Origin of the sequence: Aliarcobacter sp. (assembly GCF_041672065.1) — a bacterium.
Taxonomy (GTDB): Bacteria; Campylobacterota; Campylobacteria; order Campylobacterales; family Arcobacteraceae; genus Aliarcobacter; species Aliarcobacter skirrowii.
In genome coordinates this window covers 1-25,508 of sequence record NZ_JBAZAH010000006.1, presented here as the reverse complement: position 1 = coordinate 25,508, position 25,508 = coordinate 1, and the positions used below count along the sequence as shown (strand labels likewise).

Genomic DNA, 25,508 nt, shown 5'->3' with positions numbered 1-25,508 from the left:
ATATCCTAACTTTTAAATAGCTCTTTTGGGTCTATATAAGCACTATCTTTTGTAACTTGAAAGGTAAGATTACTACTAACTCTTCCAACAACACTACCTTTTTGTATCCACTTACCAACAACAATATTAGGAGCTATATCATCCAAATGAGAATATACAGTATGAAGTCCATTTGAGTGTTGAACAATTACAACATTATCAAGCATTCCAGCATTTTTTTTTGCAAAAACAACTTTTCCATTTAAAACAGAGACAACTTTTGCATTTTTCTCTTTAGAGTTTAAAACAATAGATTCATTAAATAGTTTTATTTTATAAACAGGGTCATAATATGTTCCAAAAGGTTTTTCAATACTAAAAGATTTTAATGGTGCTATCGTTTTTTCTCCTCTATATTTTACAATTTTAACACCATTTGTAGATGAGCCTATTTTTCTAACATCCAAGTCCAAACTTTTTGCAAACTCTTGATTTCTTTGATTCTCTGTTTTTGCTAATTGTTCAGCTTTTTGTGCCTCCTCTTTTCTTTTTATCTCCTCTTGTTTTAAAATTTTTAAATCTGCTAATATTGAGTTAAGGCTCTCTTGTTGTGATATAACTTTTTTTAACTCAGCTTGATAAAGTTTATGCTCTTTTTCTAAATTTGCTAAAGATTTTGTATGGCTCTTTTTTAACTCTAAAAACTCCTCTTTTTTCTTCTCTCTTGCATTTATATAGCTACTAAGTTTTATAATAGCCTCTTCATTCTCTTTTGTATTTTTAGATAGTTGATTATAATTTTGATTAATTTGATTTATTCTATCTTTTGAGTGTTCAGATAGAAGTGAAAAAACTTCACTATCAATTAACTCTTCAATTGACTCTTTTGAAGCTAGTTTTATAGCCATTGATACTGAAAATTCTTCAATTATAATATCTACAATCTCCTCTTCACTCTTTCTCTTTTCAATAATTAAATTTTTTGTATCACTTTGAAGTTGATTTAGTTTTTTTTCAGAGCTTTCAAGCAAATTTTGATGTTTTAAGATATCTAGATTAATACTCTCTATGTTTTTTTCTAAATTTAAAATATTTCTGTTTTGTTCTTCAATACTTTTTGCAATCTCTTTTGTTTTATCATTTGCATCTTTTCGTTTTTGTTGAGCTTGAGATAAAACCTTTTCATTTTGTTCAATTTTTTGATCAATATTTGCTTCTAAATTTGATAAAAAAATAGCAAAAATAAGAAAAATATTTTTAATCATTGTCAATCTTATATTTAAATAGTGTTCCAAAAATTGTGAATAAAGATATTACAAAAGCAAGAGCAAATATTTTTAAAATCTCCTCCTCAAGATGAATTTGAATATTTACAATATCTTGCAACTCAAATGGAAAAATTGACTCTATATTATTTGAAACATAGATTAAAAATATTGAAGAAACTATAAAAGCTAAAAATGAACTAAAAAAAGCATACTTTATAACACTTGAAGCACTATAAATAATTGATGCTCCATGTAGTCTTAAAATAGATATTTTAACTCTATGTTCATGAAACCATAGTTTTATCTGTTTTGCTAAAATAATAACTGCAAAAATTGTAATAATTACAAATAGAGTAAAAGAGATAGTATTTAAAATAAGCAATAAAATATATACTTGACTATGATTTTTATAAAAAACTTCTACAGTTTTTATGCTCTCTTTACTTTGTAAAGTTTTTCTTATCTTTTCAAGTTCAGTGCTTGTTGGAAAATCCTCTAAATATAGTTGATAAAAATATGGAAGTTTAGTTCTTAAAAGTGTAATAGAACTTGAAGATAGATTTGACTTTATATTTTCTATAATTTTTTCATTTGAGATTAGTTTTAACTCACTTACATTTATTCCAGCAAGATTTCCTAAATCCTCTTTTTGTAAAGATTTTTTTGAAACTACTATGATTGAATAATCTTTTGATATTTTATTTTTGTAGTTGTTTACAATATTATCAATTAGTAAAAATATACAAAATGCAATAAGCATAGATAAAAGAGGTATGAAAAATCCAAAAATTGAGTTAAGAGACCTCACAAATAACCCCTTCAACAATTGAAAGTTGTCTAAATTTTATTCCTAAATGTCTAGGAACTCTATGTGTTACAACTACAATTGTAATACCAAGTCTCTCATTTGCACTTTTTAACAAATTCCAAACAACATCAGCCGAACTATCATCTAAATTTCCAGTTGGTTCATCTGCAATTATAATTTTAGGATTATGTGCTAAAGCTCTTGCAACAGCTATTCTTTGTTGCTCTCCACCACTTAATTGATTTGGGTAATAACCTTTTTTATGAAATAGTTTTACATGTCTTAACAAATCATCAGCTTGTTTTCTTGAAGTCTCTTCAACATAGTTATTTACTCTAAGAGGAACCATAATATTCTCTTCAATAGTAAACTCATTTATAAGTTTATAATCTTGAAAAATAATTCCAATATCTTTTCTTAAAACTCTTAATTTATTTCCTTTTATCCCAACAACACTCTGTTTTGCAATATTTAACTCACCATGTCTTATTGGTAGCTCTCCATAAAATGATTTTAGCAAAGTTGATTTTCCACTTCCAGAGTTTCCACCAATAAATACAAACTCTCCCTCTTTAATAGAAAAATTTCCCTGTTTTATAATATACTTATTATTATCATAAGTAAGATATAAATTTCTAGCTTGAATCATTTTTGTAAAACTTCTTTTAACTTTTTATGTGAAATTATATTTGAGCTTGTTGGAAGAGGTTCACCTTGATAGTAAGATACTTTTCCATTTAAAATCAAAATATACTTTGTAATTGGGCGGTCAAAATTACCCATAGTAACTTTTATTAATCCAGAGTTTTCTTTATCTAAAATTTTATAAAGCTCTTCAATATGTACAAAATAGTTGCCCATAATCAAAGCTTTTAGAGAACTTTGTTCAAAAAATCTATTTAAATCTAAATCAAAATCAAAAGAGAAATCAAAATTTAAATCTCTTTTTTTATCTTCTGATTTTGAAACTAAAACTACATCATAGATGTTTTTACCTTGTCTTCTCCATCTATCTTCATATTTACTAACAACTTTTAACTCTTTGTTTACATCAATTAAAATTGAAGCTTGATTTAAATTTGTAAGTAAATCTACACAAAAATCAAAGTAGTTTCTACTATCAGTTCTAAGTTCAAGTGTTCCATCAATTTTTAAGACTCTTAAAGCCTCATTTACAAACTCTTTTGAAAAAATTCTTCTATGTGGTTTTTTATCCCAAGGAACAGGAAAGTGTACAAAAATTTTCTCAACTTGGTTTGACTCTATAAACTCCATAAAAAGTCTTGCATCATAATTTACAACTAAAACATTTGTAATATTTTGAAGCTCTAACTGTTTTAATAACTGCTCAATTGATGGATAGTGAATTTCAAGACCAATAAACTGAACATTGGGATTATTTTTTGCTTGATATAAAAGGTGTCTTCCACTTCCAAAACCAATCTCTATTTGAATCTTTTTATCTGTTTTAAAATCATCTACAAAATACTCAATATCTTTTAAATATTTATGAGGAATCTCTTTTTTATCTTTTAAATTTGATGTATTTGTAAATAATATATCAGTTCCATTCTCTTTTGCATAAGAGTTTATAGCATCTTTTATTATAGCAACAGGAGATATTCTTGTTGTTTTATCTGATTTAATTAAAAAATTATCATCTTTCTCTTTAATAGCTAGCATAAAATCTCTATTTTGATATTTTACAGCAACTTTATACTCAGTTTTTCTGTCGCTCTCTTTACTAAAACTTTGAGCAACAAATAAAAACTCCATATTATTTGATTTAAATGGAGTCTTTACTATTGGGTTAGATTTAAAAACAATATGTGGCATTATACTCTTTATTCCGCTGTTGGAAGTATTACTTTAGTTTCATTACTAGCTTCTGAAACTAAACCAAACTCATCTATAGCTTGAACACTATATTGATACTCTAAACCAGCTACAACATCAAAATCTTCATATCTTAAATCTTTTACACCTTTTATAATTAGTGTATCAGTTTGCAAAAAACCTTTTTTTGTTTTTTTGATAATATTATATGCAACAGCTCTACTATCACCTTCTTTCCAATTCAAAATAGCTTTTTTATCTTGAATTTGAGCCAAAGTTAATATTGGTTTTGCAGGGCTTATTAAAGTTGAACCTAAAATAGCAGTTATATCTTGAGTGCTTTCTAATTTATCTTTATCAACACTTACAACTTTATAAAAATATTTTTCATTATCACCTTTTAGCTCATCTGTATAATCTAAAGTTTTAGAATCAACAGTTGCAATTTTGCTAAAGCCATATTTCTCACTACTACTTCTGTAAATATCATAAGATACTACATCTAAAGTTGAACTAGCTTCCCAAATTAAATATATCTTTTTTGGAATATCAGTAGAAGCTTTTAAATTTGAAGGTGGTAGAGGAAGAGGTTTTGTATTTGCCTCTAAAATTAAACTTGGATTTGACTCTATATTTTCAAATGTATATGCTTTTATTCTATATTTATAAATTGTATTATCAAGTAGGTTCATATCAATAAACTCAGCTGATAGTCTATTGTTTATTTTACCACTTACAGAACTCCATTTTTTAGATTTAGAGTCAAATCTCTCAACAATGTAGTATCCAACTCTTTTATCAGGATGTGGTTGCCAAACAACTTTTACTTTTCTTGGAAGATTTGAAATAGCTTGTCCCATTTGAACACCTTCAAGTCTTGGAAGAGTTTGAGCTAAATATGCTTTAGTTGTTTTTGACTCTTTGTTATCTTTCAATTTTACAGAAATTTGATAAAGATATTTTGTATTTGGTTCAAGGTTTTTGTCTACATAGTGAGTCTCAAATCTATTTTTACTTGAATAAATTAGTTTTAATTTAGTCTCATTTTTATCAGCATTTGCTCTATAAAAGTTGTAACCAACAACTCTCTCATCATCAACTCTTTTCCACTCAAAACCAATTGATGTCATATCTGAAATAGTTATTATTGAATCATAATCAATAGTTTCAAAACTCTCATCAATTTCAACTTTTGAATTACCAAAATTTTGAAAAGTATTTGCGCATGAACTAAGAAACAAAACTAAAAGAGTCAGTAAGCTTAGCTGGATTAATTTTTTCATCTATTATCTCCTTGGAAAAGTTAATATCTATAAAATTTTCTATATCTTTTGGAATATCTGCTTTAAAGCATAAATTTGTTTTTTTTATCGGATGCATAAACTCTAGATAATATGCATGCAAAAAAATTCTGTTGATTTTACTTAATTCGCTCTTAAAACCATATAAAGTATCTCCTAGTATATGTCTTGAGATTGAGTTTAGATGTACTCTAATTTGATGAGTTCTTCCTGTAAAAAGTTTACAAGCAATTAGTTCATATTTTTGATTATTTGAACTCTCTATTTTACAAAAAGCAGTTCTTGCATCTTTTCCATTTTCAACAATTCCCATTTTTAATCTATTGTTTGGATTTCTTGCTATTGGTCTATTTATAACAACATTATCTTTTAGTGCTAAGTCAATAATTGCTAAATAGTATCTTCCAATATTTCTATTTTCAAACTCTTTACTTAAATTTTGATGAGCTTCATTTGTTTTTGCAATTACTAAAATTCCACTTGTTCCTTTATCAAGTCTGTGAACAATTCCATGTCTTAACTCTCCACTAATAGTTGAAAGTGAGAAATTTTTTAATTTTAACCAATCAACTAAAGTTGGCTCTTTTACACTAGATGCTTCATGAACAGTTAAATTTGCTGGTTTATTTAAAACTAAAATATCCTCATCTTCATATATTATTTTAATCTCAAAATCTTTGAAAAAATCCAAAAGATACTCAGGGCTTTTTATCTTAATTTCTTCAGGCTTTGGAATCTCTACTTCTACAGTTTGATTCTCTTTTAATTTGTAAGCGTTTTTATCTATAGTTTTATTATCAACTTTAACTAGATTTTTTTTAATAAGCTGTAAAATTTGATTTCTTGAATCTTCTAAGTTTTTACTTAAAAACTTATCTAATCTATCTTCACTATCTACAATAAATTTTTTATACATTTTATGATACTCTTTCGCATGCGATTATTTGATAAAAGAACTATTTCTCACTTTGACTCTGTTTCGATGATATTAGTTATTCCATTGATACTATTATCATATTATTTAATTCAAGAGACAAATGATGCTCTTGCAAATAAACAGCTTTTTTATTATACAGTTTCATTGTTTATATTCTTTTTAGTCTTTATTTTACCAATACGAAAAACACTCTTTTTGGTTCCAACTTTATACTGGTTTGCAGTTATTTTATTAATTTTAGTTGAGTTTATTGGTGTTACAAAATTGGGTGCTAAAAGATGGATTGCTATTCCATTTACAGATTCAACGATTCAGCCATCTGAGATTATAAAACCTATATATATATTAATGCTTGGATATCTAATACAACATAGACCTCCTCCAATTGGTGGTTATAATATAAAAGATTTTTCTTATTTTTCTATATTTATTTTAATACCATTTTTTTTAATTGCTATTGAGCCTGATTTAGGGTCAGCTTTGGTTATGCTTTTAGTTGGATATGGAATACTTTTTGTTGTGGGAGTTAATTGGAAAATTTGGCTAACTATTTTTATTTTCCTAGCAGCTCTTTTTCCACCCTTTTATACTTATGGTTTAAAAGATTATCAAAAAAAGAGAGTTCATGACTTTATTGTGGCTGAAAAACCAAGTTATCATGTCCAACAATCTATTATTGCCATTGGTTCAGGAGGATTAACTGGAAAAGATAGTGATGAGGCAACTCAAACTCAACTTAGATTTTTACCAATTGCTACTAGTGATTTTATTTTTGCTTATTTAGTAGAGAGATTTGGATTTTTAGGCGCCCTAACTGTCGTAGCTCTTTACTTTTTTTTAATAGTTCATCTTTTGACATATAATTTAAGTATAGCTTTCAAAAAAGATTATGTCACAAAAGTTTTTGCAACGGGTCTTGCTTTGCTTATATTTTTTAATATGAGTGTAAATATTTTAATGGTTATTGGTTTTGCACCAGTTGTTGGAATACCATTGCCATTTTTCTCTTATGGTGGAAGTTCTTTTACTAACTTTATAATTATGTTAGCAATTTTGCAAAACTTGGTTTCATACAGATATTTAGATAGTTATAGTTATGAAAGAAACTTATAGCTTAATATAGTCGATAAAATACCTTAAATCTTAAAAGTGTTGGAGTCTGTGGCTTTGGATACTCTTTATAGGCAATTTGAATTAACTCTAAAGTTCTATTATCCAAAATTGAGTAACCAGAGCTTTGAATTATTCTTAAATCACTAATATCTCCATTTGGATGAAAAATAAATTCAACTATATTTATTCCAGTAATTTTAAGTCTAACTGCTTCGTGTGGATAACCAAGTCTATTTAAAACTCTTTGTGTAATAATTTGAAAATTGTTTATATTTTTTTCTAAATATGCTTTTTGAACAGTTGTAAAATTATCATACTCTTTTCCATAAAGCTCTTTTAATTCATTAAAAACTTCACTATTATAAATAGTATCTTTTTGGCTTAAAAAATTTTCTAAAGTTTGCTCTTGAAGTTTGCTACTCTCTTTTAATATTTTTTCTTGAAAAGATTTTGCCTCTTTAAGCTTTTTTGTTTCAACTTTCTCTTTTGTTATCTCTTTTTTAGGTTTTGGTTCCTCTTTTTTTAAAGGTTTAGCCCCTTTTTGTGAAGCTATAGGCTCACTTGGAGTTAATTTTACAAACTTCACTTCACTTATATTGTGAGGTTTTTCTGTTTGCTCTTTTTTTTCTTCATTTTTTGTATCATTAAAACTATAAATAAAAAAAGAGTGAATTAGCAAAGATATGATAAAAGCAGCTAATATTTTTTTCATTGTGCAAATTATAGTAGATTTTTTGTTAATTAAGTTTATGAGCTTATCTTTTGCTTATTTAAATTATTGTAGAATATTTGCTTACTACAAATTTAGGATAGAAAATGTTTAAGAAATCAATAAAAGCTTATGAAAAAGCTTGTCAAGTAATCCCAGGTGGTGTTGATTCACCAGTTCGTGCTTTTAAAAGTGTTGGTGGAACACCTCCATTTATTAAAAAAGGGAAGGGCGCTTATTTATATGATGTTGATGGAAACAAATATGTAGATTTTGTACAAAGCTGGGGACCACTAATATTTGGTCATTGTGATAAAGATATTGAAAAAGTTGTAATAAAGACTGCAAAATTAGGTTTAAGCTTTGGTGCTCCAACTAATCTTGAGACAAAACTAGCAAAAGAGATTGTTGATATGTACGACAATATAGATAAAGTGAGATTTGTAAGCTCTGGAACAGAAGCTACAATGAGTGCAATTAGATTAGCAAGAGGTGTTACAAATAAAAATGATATTATTAAATTTGAGGGTTGTTATCATGGGCACTCTGATTCTTTGCTAGTACAAGCAGGTTCAGGTATGGCAACATTTGGAAGTCCAAGTAGTCCAGGAGTTCCAGCTGATTTAACAAAACATACACTTTTATGTGAATATAACAATATAGAGCAGCTAGAGAAGTGTTTTGAAGAGAGTAGTGATATTGCTTGTATTATTATTGAACCAATTGCTGGAAATATGGGATTAGTTCCTGCAACAAATGAGTTTTTAGCTACTTGTAGAGAGCTTTGTGATAAGCATGGTGCTTTATTAATTTTTGATGAAGTTATGAGTGGTTTTAGAGCTTCTTTAAAAGGTGCAAGTGGAATTTTAGATGTAAAAGCAGATATTTTAACATTTGGAAAAGTTATTGGTGCTGGTATGCCTGTTGGTGCATTTGCAGCATCAAAAGAGATTATGGGGCATCTTTCACCTGAAGGAAAAATTTATCAAGCTGGAACTTTAAGTGGAAATCCAGTTGCTATGGCAGCAGGGCTTACAAGTCTTAAAAAATTAAAAGCAAATCCAAAAATTTATGAAGATTTAGAGAAAAAAGCGAAAAGATTAGTAAATGGATTTAAAAAAGTAGCTGATAGATATAGTATTCCACTTCAAGTAAATACAAGAGGGAGTATGTTTGGATTCTTCTTTTGCGAAAAAGAGCCAACAAATTTTAAAGAGGTAGGACTTTGTAATTTTGAAAGATTTGCAAAATTTCATCAAGAGATGTTAAAAAGAGGTTTCTATTTTGCTTGTAGTCAATATGAAACTGGATTTATTTGTACGAAAATTACAAATAAAGAGATTGATTTGTGCATTCAAGCAGCAGATGAGATTATGAAAGAGTTTGTTTAATGGAAAATTTAAATAGCTTTAAAGGTGTAGAGTTAATAAAAAAAGCAAATATTTACTTTGATGGAAATGTTACAAGTAGAACTTTTATAGATGTTGATGGAAGTAAAAAATCTCTTGGAATTATGATGGTTGGAGAGTATGTTTTTGGAACAGTTGAGGCTGAAAAAATGGAGATTATTGAAGGTGAAGTTGAGGTAAGATTAAAAGGCGAAGATGGTTTTAAAACATATAAATCTGGTAGCTCTTTTGATGTTGTTGCAAACTCAAGCTTTGAGATAAAAGTAAAAAAAATAACAGATTACTGTTGTTCATATATAAATTAGGAGTTTTATGAAAGATAATAATATAGAAGAGAGACCAAAACATAGAGATAAAATAGAGGCTTTAGATAATCTATCTTTAGGAATATCTATGGTTGTTGCTATTGTTTTTGGAGTTCTTATAGGTATTGGATTAAAACATCTTACAGGTTATACTTGGACTTTATGGCTTGGAGTTTTTTGGGGAGTTGCGGCAGCTGGATTAAATATATACAAAGCGTATAAAAGAGCTCAAAAAGTTTATGAAGGTATGGAAAACGACCCTAGATATGCTCATAGAGCAAAATATGGTGACAAATCACCTGATGATGAAGATAAATAGTACTATCTTAAACTTTGCAAAGGTTTTTATTTTTTTAAACCTTTGTTTAAGTGTTTATGCAATTTTATTTCAAAACATAATTTGGCTTTTAAATCTTCAAATTGCATTTTTCTCTTCACTTTTTGTAACGATTGCTTCATTTTTATCTTATAGAAAAAATATAAAAAATAGATTATCAAATATTGATGATACAAATAGATTTTCAGTAGATGATAGAGATAAAATTGATGAGATTGATGACCCTTATGATTTATATAGTGAATATGAAGAGGTTCCTGAATCTGAACTTACATCTGAAAAGATAAAAGAGATAATTGAAGAAGAGAAGAGAAAAGTAAAACAAAATAGTATAAAAAATACAGTTTTTAGTGCAGGTGGTTTTGTATCTATTTATAGAGTTTTTGGATACGCGTTTTTAATATTTGGATTTTTTGCTTTAAATAATAATAATTTGTTTATTCCTTTGGCGTTTATTATAGGATTAGGAATTGTTCCTATTGGAGTGCTTTTAACAAAGCTTTTTAAAAAGGATTAGTTTGGTTTTATGTAGAGATTAGCTCTCTACATAATTTTTAAGATTTTTACCAACTTTTGGGTGTTTTAGTTTTTTAATAGCACTTGATTCAATTTGTCTAACTCTCTCTCTAGTTACATTTAACTCTTTTCCAATCTCTTCAAGAGTTCTATCACTAGCATCATCCATTAAACCAAATCTCATTCTAATAACTGCCTGTTCTCTTTCATTTAATTGACCAAGTATTTGATCAATTTGCCCTTGTAAATCCTCTTTCATGATATTATCAATTGGAGTTGGAGCTTTTTCATCTGGCACAAAATCTCCAAATTTACCATCATCATCACTTCCAATAGGAGCTTCAAGTGAAACTGGCTCTTTTGTAATTTTAATTACCTGTTTTACTTTATCAACAGGTAATCCAACCTCTTTTGCAATCTCTTCAACATCTGGCTCTTTACCATTTTCTTGAATAGCTTTTCTTATAATTTTATTAATTCTATTTATAGTTTCAATCATATGAATAGGAATTCTAATAGTTCTTGCTTGATCTGCAATTGCTCTAGAGATTGCTTGTCTAATCCACCATGTTGCATAAGTAGAGAATTTATAACCTTTTTTATACTCAAACTTATCAACAGCTTTCATAAGACCAATATTTCCTTCTTGAATTAAATCCAAGAAAGCCAAACCTCTATTTGTATATCTTTTTGCAATTGAAACAACAAGTCTTAAATTTGATTTTGCCATTCTATCTTTTGAAGTATCTGTTATTTGTTTACCTCTTTTTATCTGCTCTAAAACTGCTTTTAACTCTTCAGGAGATAAATCAAATCCATCTTTTGATGCTTCAACTGTTTGGAAAAGTTTTTTAATCTCCATATAAGTAGAAACCATAGTAGCTTCAGGAACCATTGCAGTTATTTGTGCTTTTGATAAATTTACAATATTTTCTAGAATCTTTTGGTGATTTTTTTGTAAATTTTCGTTAAATAGTGGAAGTTTATACTCCAATCTTTTTAACTCATTCTCAAAACCATCTTCGCTTTTTAGAGTTGTCTCCATAGCTTTTACTATTTCAGTAATTAATTTTGAAGTTGGTCCTAAATCAAGCAAAGCCTCTTTTAGCAATTTTTTTCTAAATGCAACATTTAGATTAAAAGTCATCATATCAACTTCATCATCAGATTTTGCTGTCTCTTTTGCTTGAAATTTTAACCACTCTTTTTTCTGTTTTTCAAGATTTTTGAAGGCTTCTATAATTGTTTGAGCTCTTTTATCAAGTTTTTTCTGTTTTGCACCTGAGAGTCTCTTTTCATCATCTTCAAACTCTTCATCCTCAAACTCTTCATCCTCGATCTCTTCAATCTCTTCTTCCTCTTCTTCATTATCATCGTCGAAGTTTTTAAATAGCTCTTTTACTTTTCTCTCTCTATTTACTAAAGGCTCTTTGTACTCTAAAATAAAATCTATTAAGTATGGAACATAACAAATAGCATCAAGGATAATATCCTCTCCCATCTCAATTTTTTTAGATATTTCAACCTCTTCATCTTTTGTTAAAAGTGGAATTTGTCCCATCTCTCGCAAGTACATTCTTACAGGTGAATCTGATCTTGACCACTCTAGCAAATCTTTGTTTTTTAATAAGTCAAACTCATCATCTTCTGCTTCGATTAGTTTTTCTCTTTGCTCTCTTCTTTTTTTTGCCTCTTCATCATTTAAAAGTTTTGCTTGTTCTTGAGAACTTAAAACTTTTACATTATATAGTTGAAGTAGTGCCAGAATTTTTTTAATTGTGGCTGTATTTGGTGTTTTAGGAAAGATTTTTATTAACTTTTCATAAGTTAAAGTAGAGTCTTTATACTCTTTAATTAACTGCTCAATAGCTTTGTTTATGTCTTTTACGCTCATTTTTTGGGAAATCCTTCTTTTTAAATAGAATTTGTATTATACCCAAACTTTTTGAGCTTTTGGTTAAATAGGGTTTTATTTAAACAGATATTTTTATTTTCTTAGATAAAATAACCGTTTAACTAAAATTAGTGTTTAATATTTAAGGATAAATAATGAGTAAAATCACAGGTAAAGTATGGAATTTTGGTGCAAACATTGATACAGATGTTATTATTGCAGCACGATATTTAAATAGTTCAGATCCTGAGCATTTAGCAAAATATGTTATGGAGGATGCAGATCCTGATTTTCCAAAGAAACTAAAAAAAGGTGATATTATAGTTGCTGGTGAAAATTTTGGCTGTGGTTCAAGTAGAGAACATGCACCAATTGCTCTAAAAGCAGCAGGTGTTGCTGCTGTTGTAGCTCCTTCTTTTGCTAGAATTTTTTATAGAAATGCTTTTAATATGGGATTACCAATATTTGAACTTCCAGAATCTTTAGAGATAAAAGAGGGTGAAGAGATTAGTATTGATTTAGATAATGGAGAGATTACAAATAATACAACTAAAAAAACTTATAAATTTATACCAATTCCTCCATTTATGCAAGAGTTAATTGCAAGTGGTGGATTAATTAATTATGCAATAGATGAAATGAAGGCTAAATAATGAAAAATTACAATATTTCAATAATAAAAGGTGATGGAATAGGTCCTGAAATAGTTGATGAGGCTATTAAAGTTTTAAATGCTGTTGCAAAAAAATGTGATTTTACACTTTCATATAAAGAGTATTTAATGGGTGGAATTGCAATTGATACAACAGGTGTTCCTCTTCCAGAAGAGACAGTTCAAGGTGTATTAAACTCTGATGCATGTTTATTTGGTGCAATTGGTGGAGAGAAATGGGATACTTTACCAAGAGAGCTAAGACCAGAAACTGGGCTTTTAAACTTTAGAGAGAAAATGGGTGTTTATGCAAATTTAAGACCAGCTATTGTTTATGATGAGCTTGTAAACGCTTCTACACTAAAAGCAGATGTTATAAAAGGTTGTGACATTATGGTTGTACGAGAGCTTATTGGTGGAATATATTTTGGAAAACCAAGAGCTAATGATGGTTTTAAAGCATATAATACAATGGTTTATACAAAACCAGAGATAATTAGAATTGGAAAAACTGCTTTTGAACTTGCGATGAAAAGAGATAAGAGAGTTTGTTCTGTTGATAAAGCAAATGTTTTAGAGGTTTCTCAACTTTGGAGAGATACTATGAATGAATTAAGTAAAGAGTATCCAGAGGTTGAATTAACTCATATGTATGTTGATAATGCAGCAATGCAATTAGTTCGAAATCCAAAACAGTTTGATGTTATTGTTACTGGAAATATTTTTGGTGATATCTTAAGCGATACAGCTTCTATGGTAGTTGGTTCTATTGGACTTTTACCATCAGCTTCAACTGGAGATAAAACTGCTATTTATGAACCAATTCATGGATCAGCTCCAGATATTGCAGGTCTTGGAATTGCAAATCCAATAGCTACAATATTAAGTGCTGCTATGATGTTAAAATATACATTAAATGAGCAAAAAGCTAGTGATATGATAGAAAAAGCAATTAAAGATGCTTTAAAAGATGGATATAGAACAAAAGATTTAGCCTCTTTTGATGCAAAAGAGGTTTTAAATTGTGTTGCTATGGGTAATAAAATAGTTGAGTATATCAATAAATAAAGGTTATTAATGAGTGAAAAAAAGTATAGACTTGTAACACGAAGTGATATGGATGGTCTTGTTTGTGGAACACTTTTAAAATATCTTGATATTATAGATGAGATTACATTTGTTCATCCAAAAGATATGCAAGATGGTTTAATAAAAATTACAAATAGAGATATTACTACAAACCTACCATATGTTGAAGGAGTACATTTAGCTTTTGATCACCACTACTCTGAAACTTTAAGAAATGAAAAAAGAGCTAACCATATAATAGATCCAGATGCACCAAGTGCTGCACAAGTTGTTTATGACTATTATGATGGAGATAATGTTTTCCCTGGATATTTTACAGGAATGATGATGGGTGCAAATAAAGCTGATAGTGCTGATTTTATGTATGAAGATATTGTAAGACCAAGAGCATGGACACTATTAAGCTTTTTAATGGATTCAAGAACTGGACTTGGAAGATTTAGAAACTTTAGAATTTCAAACTATCAGTTAATGATGGATTTAATTGATTACTGTTCAAGACACAATATTGACCAAATATTAGAGTTACCTGATGTAAAAGAGAGAGTTGATATATACTTTAAATATGAAGAGCAGTTTAAAGAGCAGTTAAAAAGATGTTCAACTGTACATGGCAATTTAGTTGTTATTCACTTAAAAGATGAAGAGATTATATATCCAGGAAATAGATTTATGATATATACACTATTTCCTGAACAAAATATATCAATTCACTCATTCTATGCAAAAGATAGATCAAAATTAGTTTACAGTACAGGAAAATCTATCACAAATAGAACTTCAAAAACAAATATAGGTGAGCTAATGCTTAAATATGGTGGTGGTGGACACGCAAATGCTGGTGCTTGTCAAATACCAGTTGAAGAGTCTGAACAAGTTTTAAAAGAGTTAATAGAAAAAATTAATCAAGATGGCTAAAAACTCTTTTTTAGCTCATCTATAAAGTTCTCAAAAGAGGGGAGAAGTAGTTTTGCCTCTCTTTGTTTAACTCCCCACATAGGCTCTGGAAAAAAGCTATCGTCTTTAAATCGTGCCATGATATGAAAGTGAACATGCGGAACATAGTTTCCAAATGAGGCTATATTTATCTTATCAGGATTGTAATAATTTATCATAGCTTTTTCAATAATATCTAAGTATTTCCAAATCTCTTGTTTTGTATTTAAATCACAATCAGAAAACTCTTTTAAATTTTCATTTGTAAATATTTTAAGCCAAGGTATTTCGCTTTTTTCTATTTGAATATTAATTAGACTATTTTTAAAAATTTCCATTATTAACCTTTTTATATAATTGAAGCGAAGTATATCATATTCAACAAATTTTAAGTAAGATTTAAATAAAATGCAATTTCGTTTTTTCAACCATAAAAGAAGTTTTTATAAAATTTGTTAAAACATAGCTGTTTTATAGAGAGTTGGAGATGCTTCTTTTAGCAGCACTCCTGTTGAAAAAATAGAAAACACAAATTAAAGAAGGATAAGACTTATGAAAGTAAGAGCTTCAGTAAAAAAAATGTGTGATAAATGTAAAGTTATCAAAAGAGATGGTATCGTAAGAGTAATCTGCGAAAACAAAAAACATAAACAAAGACAAGGATAAGACACATGGCAAGAATCGCGGGTGTTGATTTACCAAACAAAAAAAGAATGGAGTATGCTTTAACATACATCTTTGGAATTGGATTACATAATTCAAGATTAATTTTAGATGCAACTGGAATTGACTACAATAAAAGAGCTCATGAATTAACAGAAGATGAAGCAGCTTTAATTAGAAAAGAGATCCAAGAAAACTACATGGTAGAAGGGGATTTAAGAAAAAAAGTTGCAATGGATATTAAAGCTTTAATGGATTTAGGTTCATACAGAGGATTAAGACATAGAAAAGGTTTACCTTGTAGAGGGCAAAAGACTAAAACTAATGCTAGAACAAGAAAAGGTAAAAAGAAAACTATTAGTGCGGCAAGTAAATAAGGATAGATGATGGCAAAAAGAAAAGTTACTAGAAAAAAAGTTGTAAGAAAAAATATTGCTGACGGTATCATACATATTGCTGCAAGTTTTAACAACACTATGGTTACAGTTACAGACAAAGCTGGAAACGCTATTGCATGGTCAAGTGCTGGAAATCTAGGGTTTAAAGGTTCTAAAAAATCAACTCCATTTGCTGCTCAGGCTGCAGTTGAGGATGCTTTAACAAAAGCTATGGAACATGGAATTAAAAATGTAGGAATAAAAATTCAAGGACCTGGTTCAGGAAGAGATACAGCTGTTAAATCAGTTGGTTCAATGAATGGAATCAAAGTTGTTTGGTTTAAAGATGTTACACCATTACCACACAATGGTTGTAGACCTCCTAAAAGAAGAAGAGTGTAAGGAGTAAATAATGGCAAGATATAGAGGACCAGTAGAAAAAATCGAAAGAAGACTTGAAGCGGATCTTGGACTTAAAGGTGAGAGAAGACTTTCAGGTAAAAGTGCTTTAGAAAAAAGACCATTTGCTCCAGGACAACATGGACAAAGAAGATCTAAAATTTCTGAGTATGGATTACAATTAAGAGAAAAACAAAAAGTTAAATTTATTTATGGTATTTCTGAAAAACAATTCAGCAACTACTTCAAAGAAGCAGTTAGAAGAGAAGGAAATACAGGAACAATTTTAATTACTCTAATTGAACAAAGATTAGATAATGTTGTTTATAGAATGGGATTTGCTACAACTAGAGCATTTGCTAGACAAATTACAACTCATGGACATGTTTTAGTTGATGGTAAAAAAGTTGATATTCCATCATATTTAGTAAAACCTGGACAAAAAATTGAGATTAAAGAGAAAACTAAAAATAATCCACAAGTACAAAGAGCTATCGAGCTTACAAATCAAACAGGAATGGTTGATTGGGTAAATGTAGATAAAGATAAAGTTTTTGGAATTTTCACAAGAATACCTGAGAGAGAAGAAGTAGTTATTCCTGTTGAAGAGAGATTAATAGTAGAGTTATATTCTAAATAAAAAATAAAAAGGTAGCCAATGAAAAAGTTTGCAGAAACTCCGTTTTTACCAACTGAAGTTGAGATTGAGGCTATTAGTGCAAATGAAGCAAAGATAACAGCATATCCATTTGAAGATGGATTTGCTATTACTTTAGCTCATCCGTTAAGAAGATTACTTTTAAGTTCATCTGTTGGTTATGCACCAATTGCTGTTAAAATTGAGGGTGTTACTCATGAGTTTGACTCATTAAGAGGAATGCTTGAAGATGTTGCTATGTTTGTTATAAATTTAAAAAACATTAGATTTAAGATAAATAGCGATAAAGATCAAGTATCTGTTGAATACTCTTTTAGTGGACCAAGAGATATTAAAGGTGAAGATTTAATCAATTCTGAAATTGATGTAGTATCAAACAACGAGCATTTAGCGACTATAAATAGTGATTGTAACTTAAACTTTACAGTTATTATTCAAAAAGGTATTGGATATATGCCATCTGAAGATATCAGAGATATCGTTGGACCAGATTTTATACCAATTGATGCATTTTTTACACCAGTAAAAAAAGTAGTTTATAATATTGAAAAAATGTTAGTTGAAGATAATCCTAACTTTGAAAAAGCAGTATTTAATGTAATTACAAATGGACAAATTAGTCCTGTAAATGCATTTAAAGAAGCAGTTAGCGTTATGTACTCACAAATGTCAGTATTTAATAAAGTTTTTGATTTATCTGAAGTTTCTATTGCTGAAACATCTGAAGATAGCTCAGAAATTAAAGATTTAGTAGTTAAAATTGAAGACTTAAATTTAAGTGCAAGAAGTTTTAACTCTCTTGATAGATCAGGAATTAAATACTTAGGTGAGTTAGTTCTTATGAGTGAAGTGGAAGTAAAAAGTATAAAAAATCTTGGAACAAAATCTTATGAAGAGATAGCTATGAAGCTTGAATCTTTAGGTTATCCAGTTGAAAATACACTTCCAGAAAATATTGCTTCTTCTTTAAGAAGAAAATTAGAGCAATTAAAAGCATAATAAAGGTTTAATATGAGACATAAGCACGGATATAGAAAGTTAAATAGAACTTCTGCTCATAGAAAAGCATTGCTAAAAAATTTAGCAATTGCTATTATTGAGAGAGAAAAAATCGAAACAACTGTTCCAAAAGCAAAAGAGCTAAAAAGATATATTGAGAAATTAGTAACAACTGCAAGAAATGCTGATTTAAATACACACAGAACTGTATTTGCTGCATTACAATGTAAAGAAGCTACTAAGAAATTAATTAATGAAATAGCTCCTAAATATGAGGGAAGAAACGGTGGATATACATCTATTGTTAAAACAAGAATTAGAAAAGGTGATGCTACACCAATGGCATTTATCTCTTTCATCTAAATTTTAAATAAAAAGAGATTTTTCTCTTTTTATTTCTCAAAAATTACTACAAAACCTACCTACACTTTTTTTAAACTTTTTTTTGATATAATCAGCCTTTTATAAAAGAACCTACAAATATTAGGAGAATTGATATATGACTCTAAAAGAAGCACTAAGTTTAAATAGTGAAGAGATTAAAAAACTTAAAGATGATTTAAAACATAAGATAAAAAATAGCAAAATTGGTGCTTATATTGAGCAATTAGAGAATATTGAACTAAACGAGAGTGGTTGTGGAGTTCCAATTGCAATTAAAAATAATATAAATGTTAAAAATTGGGAATTAACTTGTTCTAGCAAAATTTTAAAAAATTATATAGCTCCTTTTAATGCAACAGTAATAGAAAATCTAGAAAAAGCAGGATTTAGTCCATTTGGTTTAACAAATATGGATGAGTTTGCTATGGGAAGTTCAACTGAATCTTCTTGTCATGGTAAAACATTAAATCCAATAGATAATAGTAGAATTCCAGGTGGAAGTAGTGGAGGAAGTGCTGCTGCTGTTGCTGATGGAAGTGCTATTGCAGCACTAGGAACTGATACAGGTGGAAGTATTAGACAACCAGCTGCTTATTGTGGTGTTGTTGGAATGAAACCAACTTATGGAAGAGTAAGTAGATATGGAATAGCTGCATACTCATCTTCGCTTGATCAATGTGGAGTTATCACTCAAAATGTTGAAGATGCTGCAATATTATATGATGCAATAGCTGGATATGATGAAAAAGACTCTACGAGTGCGAATATTGAATATGAAAAAATCACTCCAAATTTAAATTCAAACAAAAAATTTACAATTGCTGTTATTGATAACTATATTGAAAGTGCTAGTAGTGAGATTAAAGAAGCATTTAATAAAACTGTAAAACTTTTAGAAGAGCAAGGTCATAAAATAGTTCATACAAATATGCTTGACTCAGATAAAATAATTTCAACTTACTATATTATCTCTGCTGCAGAAGCTAGTGCAAACCTAGCAAGATTTGATGGTGTTAGATATGGATTTAGAGCAAATAGTTCAAGCTTAAAAGATATGTATGTTAATACAAAAACTGAAGGTTTTGGATATGAGGTTAAAAAAAGAGTTATGGTTGGATCTTTTGTTTTAAGCTCTGGATATTATGATGCATATTATACAAAAGCACAAAAAGTTAGAAGTGTTATTAAAAAAGAGTTTGATAATATTTTTGCAAGTGCTGATTTAATATTAAGTCCAGTTGCTCCAACAACTGCTCCAAAATTTGGCTCATACTCAAATGCTTTAGAGATGTATTTGGCAGATTTATATACTATTAGTGTGAATTTAGCAGGACTTCCAGCTATTAGTTTACCTGTAGGAAAAGATAGTGAAAATTTACCAATTGGGCTTCAACTAATTGCAAATAGTTTTCAAGAACAAACTTTGTTTGATGGTGCTTTATCTATGGAAAAAGCTGTAAATTTTAAAAAATAATTGAATAGGATTTAAAGATGAAAATAAGAAAAAGAGCTTTAACGTTTGAAGATGTGTTGTTAGTACCTGCTAAATCTGAAGTATTACCAAAAGAGGTTTGTGTCAAAACTAAACTTACAAGAAATATAGAGTTGAATATTCCATTTGTAAGTGCAGCTATGGATACAGTTACAGAGTATCAAGCAGCTATTGCAATGGCAAGACTTGGTGGAATTGGAATTATTCATAAAAATATGGATATTGAGTCACAAGTTTTACAGTGTCAAAAGGTTAAAAAATCAGAATCTGGAATGATAATAGATCCAATCACAATAAAACCAGAGCAAACTCTGCAAGATGCTGAAGATATTATGGCAAACTATAAAATCTCTGGAGTTCCTGTTGTTGATGATAATGGTATTTTAGTTGGAATTTTAACAAACAGAGATATGAGATTTACAAAAGATTATAGATTTAAAGTTTATGAAAAAATGACAAAAATGCCATTAGTTACAGCAGTAGAAGGAACAACACTTGAGCAAGCTGCTGAAGTTATGCATCAAAATAAAATAGAGAAACTTCCAATTGTAAATAAAGATAATAAATTAATTGGTCTTATTACAATTAAAGATATTAATAAAAAAATTGAGTATCCAAATGCTTGTAAAGATGAGTTTGGAAGACTTAGAGTTGGTGCTGCTATTGGTGTTAATCAACTTGATCGTGCTAGAGCTTTAGTTGCAGTTGGAGTTGATGTTTTAGTTTTAGACTCAGCTCATGGTCATTCAAAAGGTATTTTAGATACAGTTAAAGCTATTAAAGCTGAGCTTGATGTTGAGTTAATTGCTGGAAATGTAGCAACTGCTGAAGCTACAAGAGATTTAATTGCAGCTGGAGCTGATGGTGTTAAAGTTGGAATTGGACCTGGAAGTATTTGTACAACTAGAATTGTTGCAGGAGTTGGTGTTCCTCAAATGAGTGCTATTGATGAGTGTGCAATTGAAGCTAAAAAATCAGGAACTCCAATTATTGCAGATGGTGGAATTAGATATTCAGGAGATGTTGCAAAAGCTTTAGCAGTAGGTGCTAGTTGTGTTATGATGGGAAGTGCTTTAGCTGGAACTGATGAGTGTCCAGGTGAAGTTATTTTATACCAAGGAAGAAAGTTTAAATCTTATAGAGGTATGGGAAGTATTGGAGCTATGACAAAAGGAAGTACAGATAGATATTTCCAAGAGGGAACTGCTGCTGATAAACTTGTACCTGAAGGAATTGAAGGAAAAGTTGCATATAGAGGAAGTATTGCTGATATTATTCACCAAATGGTTGGAGGACTTAGAAGTTCAATGGGATATTTAGGTTCAAAAGATATATCTATTTTCCAACAAACAGCCGAGTTTGTAGAGATTACAAGTGCTGGATTAAAAGAGTCTCATGTTCATGATGTAACAATTACAAATGAAGCACCAAACTATCATGTATAATTTTTAAATGTAATAGAGAAATCTATTACATTTACTCTTCAAGCATCAAAACTTCAATCCTATTTTCATCAAAATCCTCAAACTCTATTTTTGAATCTTTTAAAGTTTTTGTAGTTTTTGCACCAAGTTTTTTTAAGTTTTCAACTCTAGTTAAAATATTACCACTACCTTCACTTAACTGTTTTGAAGCAGTTTCGTAACTATTATTTAAAGCTTTTATTTGGTTTCCTATTTTATTGAAGCTATCTGTATAATTAACCATTTTGTCATATAACTTTCCAGCTTCATCAAATAGTTTACTAGCCAAAGTTGAAGATTGTTCGCTTTGCCAATATAAATATATAGTTCGTAAAGATACTGTTAAAGTAGATGGATTTACTATTGCTATATGCTTTTTCAAAGCATATTCATACAAAGTTGGATCTTTTTGAACAGCAAGTGAAAATGCACCTTCTATTGGTACAAACATAAATACATATTGAAGCGTTCCAATTTTGTAGTGTGCATAATCTTTTGAATCAAGATTATCTATATGGTTTTTAAAAGAGCTTACAATATTGTTTAAGCTAATTGCTCTTTGCTCATCACTTTGTGCTCTTATATACTCTTCATAATCATTTAATGAAACTTTTGAGTCAATTATCATAGATCTATTTTGTGGAAGTTTTATAATAACATCTGGTCTTTTTGTATCACCATGCTCATCTTTATAACTTTGTTGAGTAAAATAGTGAATATTTTTTAAAAGTCCTGAATACTCTAAAACACTCTCTAAAATCATCTCACCCCAGCTTCCTTGAGTCTGTTTTTTACCCTTTAATGCTTTTGTTAAGTTTTCTGCCTCTTGAGAAATATTAAGTCCAGCTTTTGTAAGCATCTCAATCTCTTTTGATAGCTCGGCAAATTTCTTTGTACTATTTTCTTGAGACTCTTCAACTCTTTTTTGAAAAGAGTCAATATTCTCTTTAAATGGTTTTAAAATATTATCAAGACCTTTTAGTGAAGTTTCATCAAATTTTTTTAGCTTATTATCCAAATTATTTTGCATAATCTCATTTAGTTTAAGCTCTAATTTTTTGCCTTGCTCTTCTAAATCATCTTTTAATTTTTGATTATTCTCTTTTTGAAAATCTATATTTGCATTTAAAGATGAGTTTTCAATTTTAAGCTTAATATTTTGCTCTTCTAAATTTGCAATATTTTTTAATAACTCTTGCTCATTTTTTAAAAAATCATCAACTTTTTTTGATAAAAACTCAAGGTTTTGGCTCAGTTTTGCATGTTCTATATCTTTTTGAGATATTTTTGATTTTATAGTAAATAAAAATATAAGAGATATTAAAAAAAGAGAAAAAAATAGTATTGCCAAAATATCAATGTTTTCTATCATAAAATTAAATCTCCAAGTTCCGCACTTCTTACTTTATCAATAGAAAAAGATTCATTTGCAAGATTTCTTACAGTTGTATCTTTATATAAGCTTACAACTTTATGAATAGTTTTAAACTCATCTTTTGAAAATAACTCTTCACTGAAATCCTCTTCAAATTTTGAGAAGTTAAGCTCTTTGTAACCATTTTTTTCAACAATATCAATCTCTAAAAAATCTAAAAGTTCTTGAATAAAATAGACTCTTTCATCATCTTCATCAATATCAACTTCATCTATAATTAACTCAAAAATCTCACTAAGATTTTTTGCTTTAACACCTCTTTTATCTTTTATAAACTCTTCATTTACAATTTTTTGATTAAAAAAATCAAGATGATTTTTTTCCATAAAAAATAGCATCAACTCTACTTTTTTGTTATTTAAACCTTTTACTTGCTTATGTAACATATATAAAATTATATTTGCCACTTTTGTCATATCTACCATATTAATCCTTAGTTCCCATAGTTTTGCATTAAAATATCTCTATACTCATTTAACTTTTTCATCTTCTCATCATCTTGCCCATTTAAATCAGGGTGATAAATTTTTGCTAACTCTTTGTATCTTTTTTTTATATCCTCTTTAGAAGGAGTAGATGAAAAACCAAAAAACTCTTTTGCCTCTTGTAATTTTGAACTTTGAGTATAAAAGTTTCCTTGAAAATTTTGATTGTTGAAGTTTTTAAAGTTTCTAAAGTCAAAATTTTCATAATCTTTATTTGTAAAACTCTCAAATTTAAACTCAAATTGCTGTGCTCTTTTTCTAAGCTCTCTTTTTAAAAAATAGATGATTAAAACAAAAGATAGAACAATTCCACCAATAACTGCTAAAAACACTCCAAAATTTGTGAAAATAAGATATAAAATCCCAAAAATTATTGCATATTTAATTAGTGTTGCTAAAAAATTCATATAAAATATTACCTTTTTAAAAAATTTTGACATTATACAATAAGTAGATTAATCATAATATTTGTGTACAATATAGACTTTTAAAGGATTTTTATGAGTTATGAAGATTTTATAAAAGCAGTTGAGATTTTTGGAATAATCTCAACAATGAGTAAAAAAGATATAAAAAAAAGATATTTAAAGCTTTCAAAAAAATATCATCCAGATGTTGAGGGTGGAAGCAATGAGAAGTTTATGGAGCTAAAAAAAGCTTATGATACTTTGCAAGAGTATATTGAAAACTATAGTTACTCTTTTGAAATTGATGATTTTAAAAAGCAGTTTCCATCGTTTACAAACTATAAAAACTGGGTTAAGTAGGAGATTTTATGAAAAAAATATTATTGGTTTTAGCACTTGTTATTTCAAGTTTTGCACAAGAAAAATATAGTGAAATACAAATAAAACAGATGATTGCAAAAATGGTTATTCTTGGATTTACAGATACAAAAATAACTAAAAATAGTCAAATTTATAAAGATGTAGAGTTTGGTTTGGGTGGAGTTATATTGTTTGATAAAGATCCAAACGATAAGACAAAAGCAAAAAATATAGAGAATTTAGAGCAGTTGAGAGTTTTAAATCAGACTTTGCAAAAAATTAGTGATAGAAAATTACTTATCTCAATTGATCAAGAGGGTGGAAGAGTTCAAAGATTAAAAGCTGATATTGGATTTAATGAAACTTTAAATGCAAGTGAAATTTCAAAAAAAGGTGAAATTTTTGCAAAAGATAGTTACAAAGCTATGGCAAAAGGTTTAAGTGATGTTGGTATTAATTTAAACTTTGCGCCTGTTGTTGATTTGGCTATAAATAAAAACAATAGTGTTATATATAAACTTGGAAGAAGTTACTCAAAAGATGCAAATGAAGTTACAAAATATGCATCTATTTTTGTTGATGAGTTAAAAAAAGAGGGTGTTCTTGCAACTTTAAAACATTTTCCAGGGCATGGTTCATCTTTGGCTGATTCGCATTTAGGATTTGTTGATATATCAAATACTTGGAGTGAAGTTGAGTTGGAGCCTTATAAATATTTTATAGAAAACAACAAGGTTGATTTAATAATGACAGCTCATGTTTATAATGAAAATTTAGATAAAAATTATCCAGCAACACTTTCATACAATATAAACACAAAACTTTTAAGAGATAGACTAAATTATAAAGGAGTTTTAATAACTGATGATTTACAAATGAGTGCTATTAGTAAACATTATGATTTAAAACAGACTTTAACACTAGCTATTAATAGTGGAGTAAATCTGCTTCTTTTTGCAAATCAATTAGCAAAACCAATAAGTTTAAAAGAGATTGTAGATACAACTTATGGTGAAGTTTTAAATAAAAATATTAAAATAGAGAACATTATTGAGTCAAATAAAAAAATTGATGATTTATTGAAGAAATTGTGATATAATCTCACAATTTCGGCATACTTCGGTCTATGCCTGACTTCGTTTATGTAGATTTTCTACAACTCATTTAAATTCAAATTATTCAACCTAGATCGTAACTTAAGCTAATCACTTTTGTAGGTTCATAAAACAAAGGTAATTATGTCATTTTTAAATTTAGGATTATGTCCACAAATTCTTCGTGCAGTAGAAGAAGAGGG

General features: G+C 28.6%; 30 protein-coding genes. 18 read left to right on the top strand and 12 right to left on the bottom strand.

Going from position 1 to position 25,508, the window contains the following annotated elements:
• Window positions 1-5 precede the first annotated feature (5 nt).
• Genes WC168_RS01860 through WC168_RS01835 form a run of 6 tightly spaced genes read right to left on the bottom strand, consistent with a single transcriptional unit; the run spans window position 6 to window position 6,108 of the window.
• Window positions 6-1,244: a murein hydrolase activator EnvC gene (locus tag WC168_RS01860; protein ID WP_279135472.1), complete on the bottom strand. Its 1,239-nt coding sequence runs from the start codon at window positions 1,242-1,244 to the stop codon at window positions 6-8.
• Window positions 1,237-2,055 (bottom strand): FtsX-like permease family protein, encoded by an 819-nt coding sequence (locus WC168_RS01855; RefSeq protein WP_372617217.1) that lies wholly within the window; start codon window positions 2,053-2,055, stop codon window positions 1,237-1,239. Before WC168_RS01855 ends, WC168_RS01860 begins: the two co-directional genes overlap by 8 nt.
• Window positions 2,042-2,704 (bottom strand): cell division ATP-binding protein FtsE, encoded by a 663-nt coding sequence (locus WC168_RS01850; protein WP_066350988.1) that lies wholly within the window; start codon window positions 2,702-2,704, stop codon window positions 2,042-2,044. Before WC168_RS01850 ends, WC168_RS01855 begins: the two co-directional genes overlap by 14 nt.
• Window positions 2,701-3,891, bottom strand: coding sequence for a tRNA (guanosine(46)-N7)-methyltransferase TrmB (trmB, locus tag WC168_RS01845; protein WP_372617215.1), 1,191 nt, complete (start codon window positions 3,889-3,891; stop codon window positions 2,701-2,703). The genes WC168_RS01850 and trmB overlap by 4 nt, the downstream gene beginning before the upstream one ends.
• A gap of 8 nt (window positions 3,892-3,899) precedes the next feature.
• Window positions 3,900-5,174: a hypothetical protein gene (locus WC168_RS01840; RefSeq protein WP_372617213.1), complete on the bottom strand. Its 1,275-nt coding sequence runs from the start codon at window positions 5,172-5,174 to the stop codon at window positions 3,900-3,902.
• Entirely contained in the window at window positions 5,122-6,108 is a 987-nt protein-coding gene (locus tag WC168_RS01835; RefSeq protein ID WP_372617211.1) for an RluA family pseudouridine synthase, read from the bottom strand. Before WC168_RS01835 ends, WC168_RS01840 begins: the two co-directional genes overlap by 53 nt.
• Before the next feature lie 18 nt (window positions 6,109-6,126).
• Here WC168_RS01835 and WC168_RS01830 point away from each other — a divergent pair, with 18 nt between their 5' ends.
• Entirely contained in the window at window positions 6,127-7,242 is a 1,116-nt protein-coding gene (locus WC168_RS01830) for an FtsW/RodA/SpoVE family cell cycle protein (protein ID WP_066161591.1), read from the top strand.
• Between the two features lies 1 nt (window position 7,243).
• Here WC168_RS01830 and WC168_RS01825 read toward each other — a convergent pair whose 3' ends face one another.
• The gene (locus tag WC168_RS01825) at window positions 7,244-7,954 is read right to left on the bottom strand and encodes an energy transducer TonB (RefSeq protein ID WP_372617209.1); all 711 of its coding nucleotides are present in this window, start codon (window positions 7,952-7,954) and stop codon (window positions 7,244-7,246) included.
• Between the two features lie 104 nt (window positions 7,955-8,058).
• Between WC168_RS01825 and hemL the strand changes: the two genes are divergently transcribed.
• Genes hemL through WC168_RS01805 form a run of 4 tightly spaced genes read left to right on the top strand, consistent with a single transcriptional unit; the run spans window position 8,059 to window position 10,519 of the window.
• Window positions 8,059-9,342, top strand: a complete 1,284-nt coding sequence (hemL, locus tag WC168_RS01820; RefSeq protein ID WP_372617207.1) for a glutamate-1-semialdehyde 2,1-aminomutase — start codon at window positions 8,059-8,061, stop codon at window positions 9,340-9,342.
• Entirely contained in the window at window positions 9,342-9,665 is a 324-nt protein-coding gene (locus WC168_RS01815) for a pyrimidine/purine nucleoside phosphorylase (RefSeq protein ID WP_066161582.1), read from the top strand. Before hemL ends, WC168_RS01815 begins: the two co-directional genes overlap by 1 nt.
• Window positions 9,666-9,672: 7 nt before the next feature.
• A complete protein-coding gene (locus WC168_RS01810; RefSeq protein WP_319045026.1) occupies window positions 9,673-9,984 on the top strand; it encodes an AtpZ/AtpI family protein in 312 nt (103 codons plus the stop codon).
• Complete coding sequence (locus WC168_RS01805; RefSeq protein WP_372617205.1) at window positions 9,971-10,519, top strand: hypothetical protein; 549 nt, start codon at window positions 9,971-9,973, stop codon at window positions 10,517-10,519. Before WC168_RS01810 ends, WC168_RS01805 begins: the two co-directional genes overlap by 14 nt.
• Before the next feature lie 18 nt (window positions 10,520-10,537).
• On the opposite strand, the gene rpoD is transcribed toward WC168_RS01805, so the two are convergent.
• The gene (rpoD, locus tag WC168_RS01800) at window positions 10,538-12,412 is read right to left on the bottom strand and encodes an RNA polymerase sigma factor RpoD (RefSeq protein WP_109065805.1); all 1,875 of its coding nucleotides are present in this window, start codon (window positions 12,410-12,412) and stop codon (window positions 10,538-10,540) included.
• Window positions 12,413-12,567: 155 nt separating this feature from the next.
• Here rpoD and WC168_RS01795 point away from each other — a divergent pair, with 155 nt between their 5' ends.
• From WC168_RS01795 to WC168_RS01785, 3 genes are read left to right on the top strand one after another with little or no spacing between them, the layout of a single operon-like run.
• Entirely contained in the window at window positions 12,568-13,065 is a 498-nt protein-coding gene (locus tag WC168_RS01795; RefSeq protein ID WP_066350962.1) for a 3-isopropylmalate dehydratase small subunit, read from the top strand.
• The gene (leuB, locus tag WC168_RS01790; RefSeq protein WP_066408965.1) at window positions 13,065-14,132 is read left to right on the top strand and encodes a 3-isopropylmalate dehydrogenase; all 1,068 of its coding nucleotides are present in this window, start codon (window positions 13,065-13,067) and stop codon (window positions 14,130-14,132) included. The genes WC168_RS01795 and leuB overlap by 1 nt, the downstream gene beginning before the upstream one ends.
• A gap of 9 nt (window positions 14,133-14,141) precedes the next feature.
• Window positions 14,142-15,071 carry an exopolyphosphatase gene (locus WC168_RS01785; RefSeq protein WP_066161566.1) on the top strand — a complete coding sequence of 310 codons (930 nt, stop codon included), beginning with the start codon at window positions 14,142-14,144 and terminating at the stop codon, window positions 15,069-15,071.
• Here WC168_RS01785 and WC168_RS01780 read toward each other — a convergent pair.
• On the bottom strand, window positions 15,068-15,427 hold the full coding sequence (locus WC168_RS01780; RefSeq protein ID WP_372617202.1) for an HIT family protein: 360 nt from the start codon (window positions 15,425-15,427) through the stop codon (window positions 15,068-15,070). The two genes, WC168_RS01785 and WC168_RS01780, sit on opposite strands and share 4 nt — an antisense overlap.
• A gap of 214 nt (window positions 15,428-15,641) precedes the next feature.
• Between WC168_RS01780 and rpmJ the strand changes: the two genes are divergently transcribed.
• The 8 genes from rpmJ to guaB all read left to right on the top strand — a co-directional run bounded on the left by rpmJ (window position 15,642) and on the right by guaB (window position 21,506).
• A complete protein-coding gene (rpmJ, locus tag WC168_RS01775) occupies window positions 15,642-15,755 on the top strand; it encodes a 50S ribosomal protein L36 (protein WP_066161561.1) in 114 nt (37 codons plus the stop codon).
• Window positions 15,756-15,760: 5 nt separating this feature from the next.
• On the top strand, window positions 15,761-16,129 hold the full coding sequence (rpsM, locus tag WC168_RS01770; RefSeq protein WP_066161559.1) for a 30S ribosomal protein S13: 369 nt from the start codon (window positions 15,761-15,763) through the stop codon (window positions 16,127-16,129).
• A gap of 9 nt (window positions 16,130-16,138) precedes the next feature.
• Window positions 16,139-16,531, top strand: coding sequence for a 30S ribosomal protein S11 (rpsK, locus tag WC168_RS01765; RefSeq protein WP_066161557.1), 393 nt, complete (start codon window positions 16,139-16,141; stop codon window positions 16,529-16,531).
• 10 nt (window positions 16,532-16,541) lie between these two features.
• Window positions 16,542-17,168, top strand: coding sequence for a 30S ribosomal protein S4 (rpsD, locus tag WC168_RS01760; RefSeq protein ID WP_066161555.1), 627 nt, complete (start codon window positions 16,542-16,544; stop codon window positions 17,166-17,168).
• 18 nt (window positions 17,169-17,186) lie between these two features.
• Window positions 17,187-18,185: a DNA-directed RNA polymerase subunit alpha gene (locus WC168_RS01755; protein WP_066161553.1), complete on the top strand. Its 999-nt coding sequence runs from the start codon at window positions 17,187-17,189 to the stop codon at window positions 18,183-18,185.
• Window positions 18,186-18,197: 12 nt separating this feature from the next.
• Window positions 18,198-18,548, top strand: coding sequence for a 50S ribosomal protein L17 (gene rplQ / locus WC168_RS01750; RefSeq protein ID WP_066161551.1), 351 nt, complete (start codon window positions 18,198-18,200; stop codon window positions 18,546-18,548).
• A 136-nt stretch (window positions 18,549-18,684) separates the two neighbouring features.
• Entirely contained in the window at window positions 18,685-20,043 is a 1,359-nt protein-coding gene (gene gatA / locus WC168_RS01745; RefSeq protein WP_066161548.1) for an Asp-tRNA(Asn)/Glu-tRNA(Gln) amidotransferase subunit GatA, read from the top strand.
• Between the two features lie 17 nt (window positions 20,044-20,060).
• A complete protein-coding gene (guaB, locus tag WC168_RS01740) occupies window positions 20,061-21,506 on the top strand; it encodes an IMP dehydrogenase (protein WP_319047702.1) in 1,446 nt (481 codons plus the stop codon).
• A 31-nt stretch (window positions 21,507-21,537) separates the two neighbouring features.
• Here guaB and rmuC read toward each other — a convergent pair whose 3' ends face one another.
• Genes rmuC through WC168_RS01725 form a run of 3 tightly spaced genes read right to left on the bottom strand, consistent with a single transcriptional unit; the run spans window position 21,538 to window position 23,851 of the window.
• Window positions 21,538-22,896 (bottom strand): DNA recombination protein RmuC, encoded by a 1,359-nt coding sequence (gene rmuC / locus WC168_RS01735; RefSeq protein ID WP_372617196.1) that lies wholly within the window; start codon window positions 22,894-22,896, stop codon window positions 21,538-21,540.
• Window positions 22,893-23,384 carry a type II toxin-antitoxin system antitoxin SocA domain-containing protein gene (locus WC168_RS01730; RefSeq protein ID WP_372617194.1) on the bottom strand — a complete coding sequence of 164 codons (492 nt, stop codon included), beginning with the start codon at window positions 23,382-23,384 and terminating at the stop codon, window positions 22,893-22,895. The genes rmuC and WC168_RS01730 overlap by 4 nt, the downstream gene beginning before the upstream one ends.
• Window positions 23,385-23,392: 8 nt before the next feature.
• Complete coding sequence (locus WC168_RS01725) at window positions 23,393-23,851, bottom strand: J domain-containing protein (protein ID WP_066161539.1); 459 nt, start codon at window positions 23,849-23,851, stop codon at window positions 23,393-23,395.
• A 93-nt stretch (window positions 23,852-23,944) separates the two neighbouring features.
• Here WC168_RS01725 and WC168_RS01720 point away from each other — a divergent pair, with 93 nt between their 5' ends.
• On the top strand, window positions 23,945-24,211 hold the full coding sequence (locus tag WC168_RS01720) for a DnaJ domain-containing protein (protein WP_372617192.1): 267 nt from the start codon (window positions 23,945-23,947) through the stop codon (window positions 24,209-24,211).
• 8 nt (window positions 24,212-24,219) lie between these two features.
• The gene (locus WC168_RS01715) at window positions 24,220-25,305 is read left to right on the top strand and encodes a glycoside hydrolase family 3 N-terminal domain-containing protein (RefSeq protein WP_372617190.1); all 1,086 of its coding nucleotides are present in this window, start codon (window positions 24,220-24,222) and stop codon (window positions 25,303-25,305) included.
• Window positions 25,306-25,508 lie beyond the last annotated feature (203 nt).

Coding starts and splice junctions, on each gene's coding strand:
- WC168_RS01825 (WP_372617209.1), bottom strand. CDS start 7,954: ATGAAAAAAATATTAGCTGCTTTTATCATATCTTTGCTAATTCACTCT.
- WC168_RS01805 (WP_372617205.1), top strand. CDS start 9,971: ATGAAGATAAATAGTACTATCTTAAACTTTGCAAAGGTTTTTATTTTT.
- WC168_RS01835 (WP_372617211.1), bottom strand. CDS start 6,108: ATGTATAAAAAATTTATTGTAGATAGTGAAGATAGATTAGATAAGTTT.
- WC168_RS01725 (WP_066161539.1), bottom strand. CDS start 23,851: ATGAATTTTTTAGCAACACTAATTAAATATGCAATAATTTTTGGGATT.
- WC168_RS01785 (WP_066161566.1), top strand. CDS start 14,142: ATGAGTGAAAAAAAGTATAGACTTGTAACACGAAGTGATATGGATGGT.
- rmuC (WP_372617196.1), bottom strand. CDS start 22,896: ATGATAGAAAACATTGATATTTTGGCAATACTATTTTTTTCTCTTTTT.
- WC168_RS01720 (WP_372617192.1), top strand. CDS start 23,945: ATGAGTTATGAAGATTTTATAAAAGCAGTTGAGATTTTTGGAATAATC.
- WC168_RS01860 (WP_279135472.1), bottom strand. CDS start 1,244: ATGATTAAAAATATTTTTCTTATTTTTGCTATTTTTTTATCAAATTTA.
- WC168_RS01850 (WP_066350988.1), bottom strand. CDS start 2,704: ATGATTCAAGCTAGAAATTTATATCTTACTTATGATAATAATAAGTAT.
- gatA (WP_066161548.1), top strand. CDS start 18,685: ATGACTCTAAAAGAAGCACTAAGTTTAAATAGTGAAGAGATTAAAAAA.
- rpsD (WP_066161555.1), top strand. CDS start 16,542: ATGGCAAGATATAGAGGACCAGTAGAAAAAATCGAAAGAAGACTTGAA.
- rpoD (WP_109065805.1), bottom strand. CDS start 12,412: ATGAGCGTAAAAGACATAAACAAAGCTATTGAGCAGTTAATTAAAGAG.
- WC168_RS01730 (WP_372617194.1), bottom strand. CDS start 23,384: ATGGTAGATATGACAAAAGTGGCAAATATAATTTTATATATGTTACAT.
- rpsM (WP_066161559.1), top strand. CDS start 15,761: ATGGCAAGAATCGCGGGTGTTGATTTACCAAACAAAAAAAGAATGGAG.
- hemL (WP_372617207.1), top strand. CDS start 8,059: ATGTTTAAGAAATCAATAAAAGCTTATGAAAAAGCTTGTCAAGTAATC.
- rpsK (WP_066161557.1), top strand. CDS start 16,139: ATGGCAAAAAGAAAAGTTACTAGAAAAAAAGTTGTAAGAAAAAATATT.
- WC168_RS01715 (WP_372617190.1), top strand. CDS start 24,220: ATGAAAAAAATATTATTGGTTTTAGCACTTGTTATTTCAAGTTTTGCA.
- leuB (WP_066408965.1), top strand. CDS start 13,065: ATGAAAAATTACAATATTTCAATAATAAAAGGTGATGGAATAGGTCCT.
- guaB (WP_319047702.1), top strand. CDS start 20,061: ATGAAAATAAGAAAAAGAGCTTTAACGTTTGAAGATGTGTTGTTAGTA.
- rplQ (WP_066161551.1), top strand. CDS start 18,198: ATGAGACATAAGCACGGATATAGAAAGTTAAATAGAACTTCTGCTCAT.
- WC168_RS01780 (WP_372617202.1), bottom strand. CDS start 15,427: ATGGAAATTTTTAAAAATAGTCTAATTAATATTCAAATAGAAAAAAGC.
- WC168_RS01795 (WP_066350962.1), top strand. CDS start 12,568: ATGAGTAAAATCACAGGTAAAGTATGGAATTTTGGTGCAAACATTGAT.
- rpmJ (WP_066161561.1), top strand. CDS start 15,642: ATGAAAGTAAGAGCTTCAGTAAAAAAAATGTGTGATAAATGTAAAGTT.
- WC168_RS01840 (WP_372617213.1), bottom strand. CDS start 5,174: ATGAAAAAATTAATCCAGCTAAGCTTACTGACTCTTTTAGTTTTGTTT.
- WC168_RS01755 (WP_066161553.1), top strand. CDS start 17,187: ATGAAAAAGTTTGCAGAAACTCCGTTTTTACCAACTGAAGTTGAGATT.
- WC168_RS01810 (WP_319045026.1), top strand. CDS start 9,673: ATGAAAGATAATAATATAGAAGAGAGACCAAAACATAGAGATAAAATA.
- WC168_RS01830 (WP_066161591.1), top strand. CDS start 6,127: ATGCGATTATTTGATAAAAGAACTATTTCTCACTTTGACTCTGTTTCG.
- WC168_RS01815 (WP_066161582.1), top strand. CDS start 9,342: ATGGAAAATTTAAATAGCTTTAAAGGTGTAGAGTTAATAAAAAAAGCA.
- trmB (WP_372617215.1), bottom strand. CDS start 3,891: ATGCCACATATTGTTTTTAAATCTAACCCAATAGTAAAGACTCCATTT.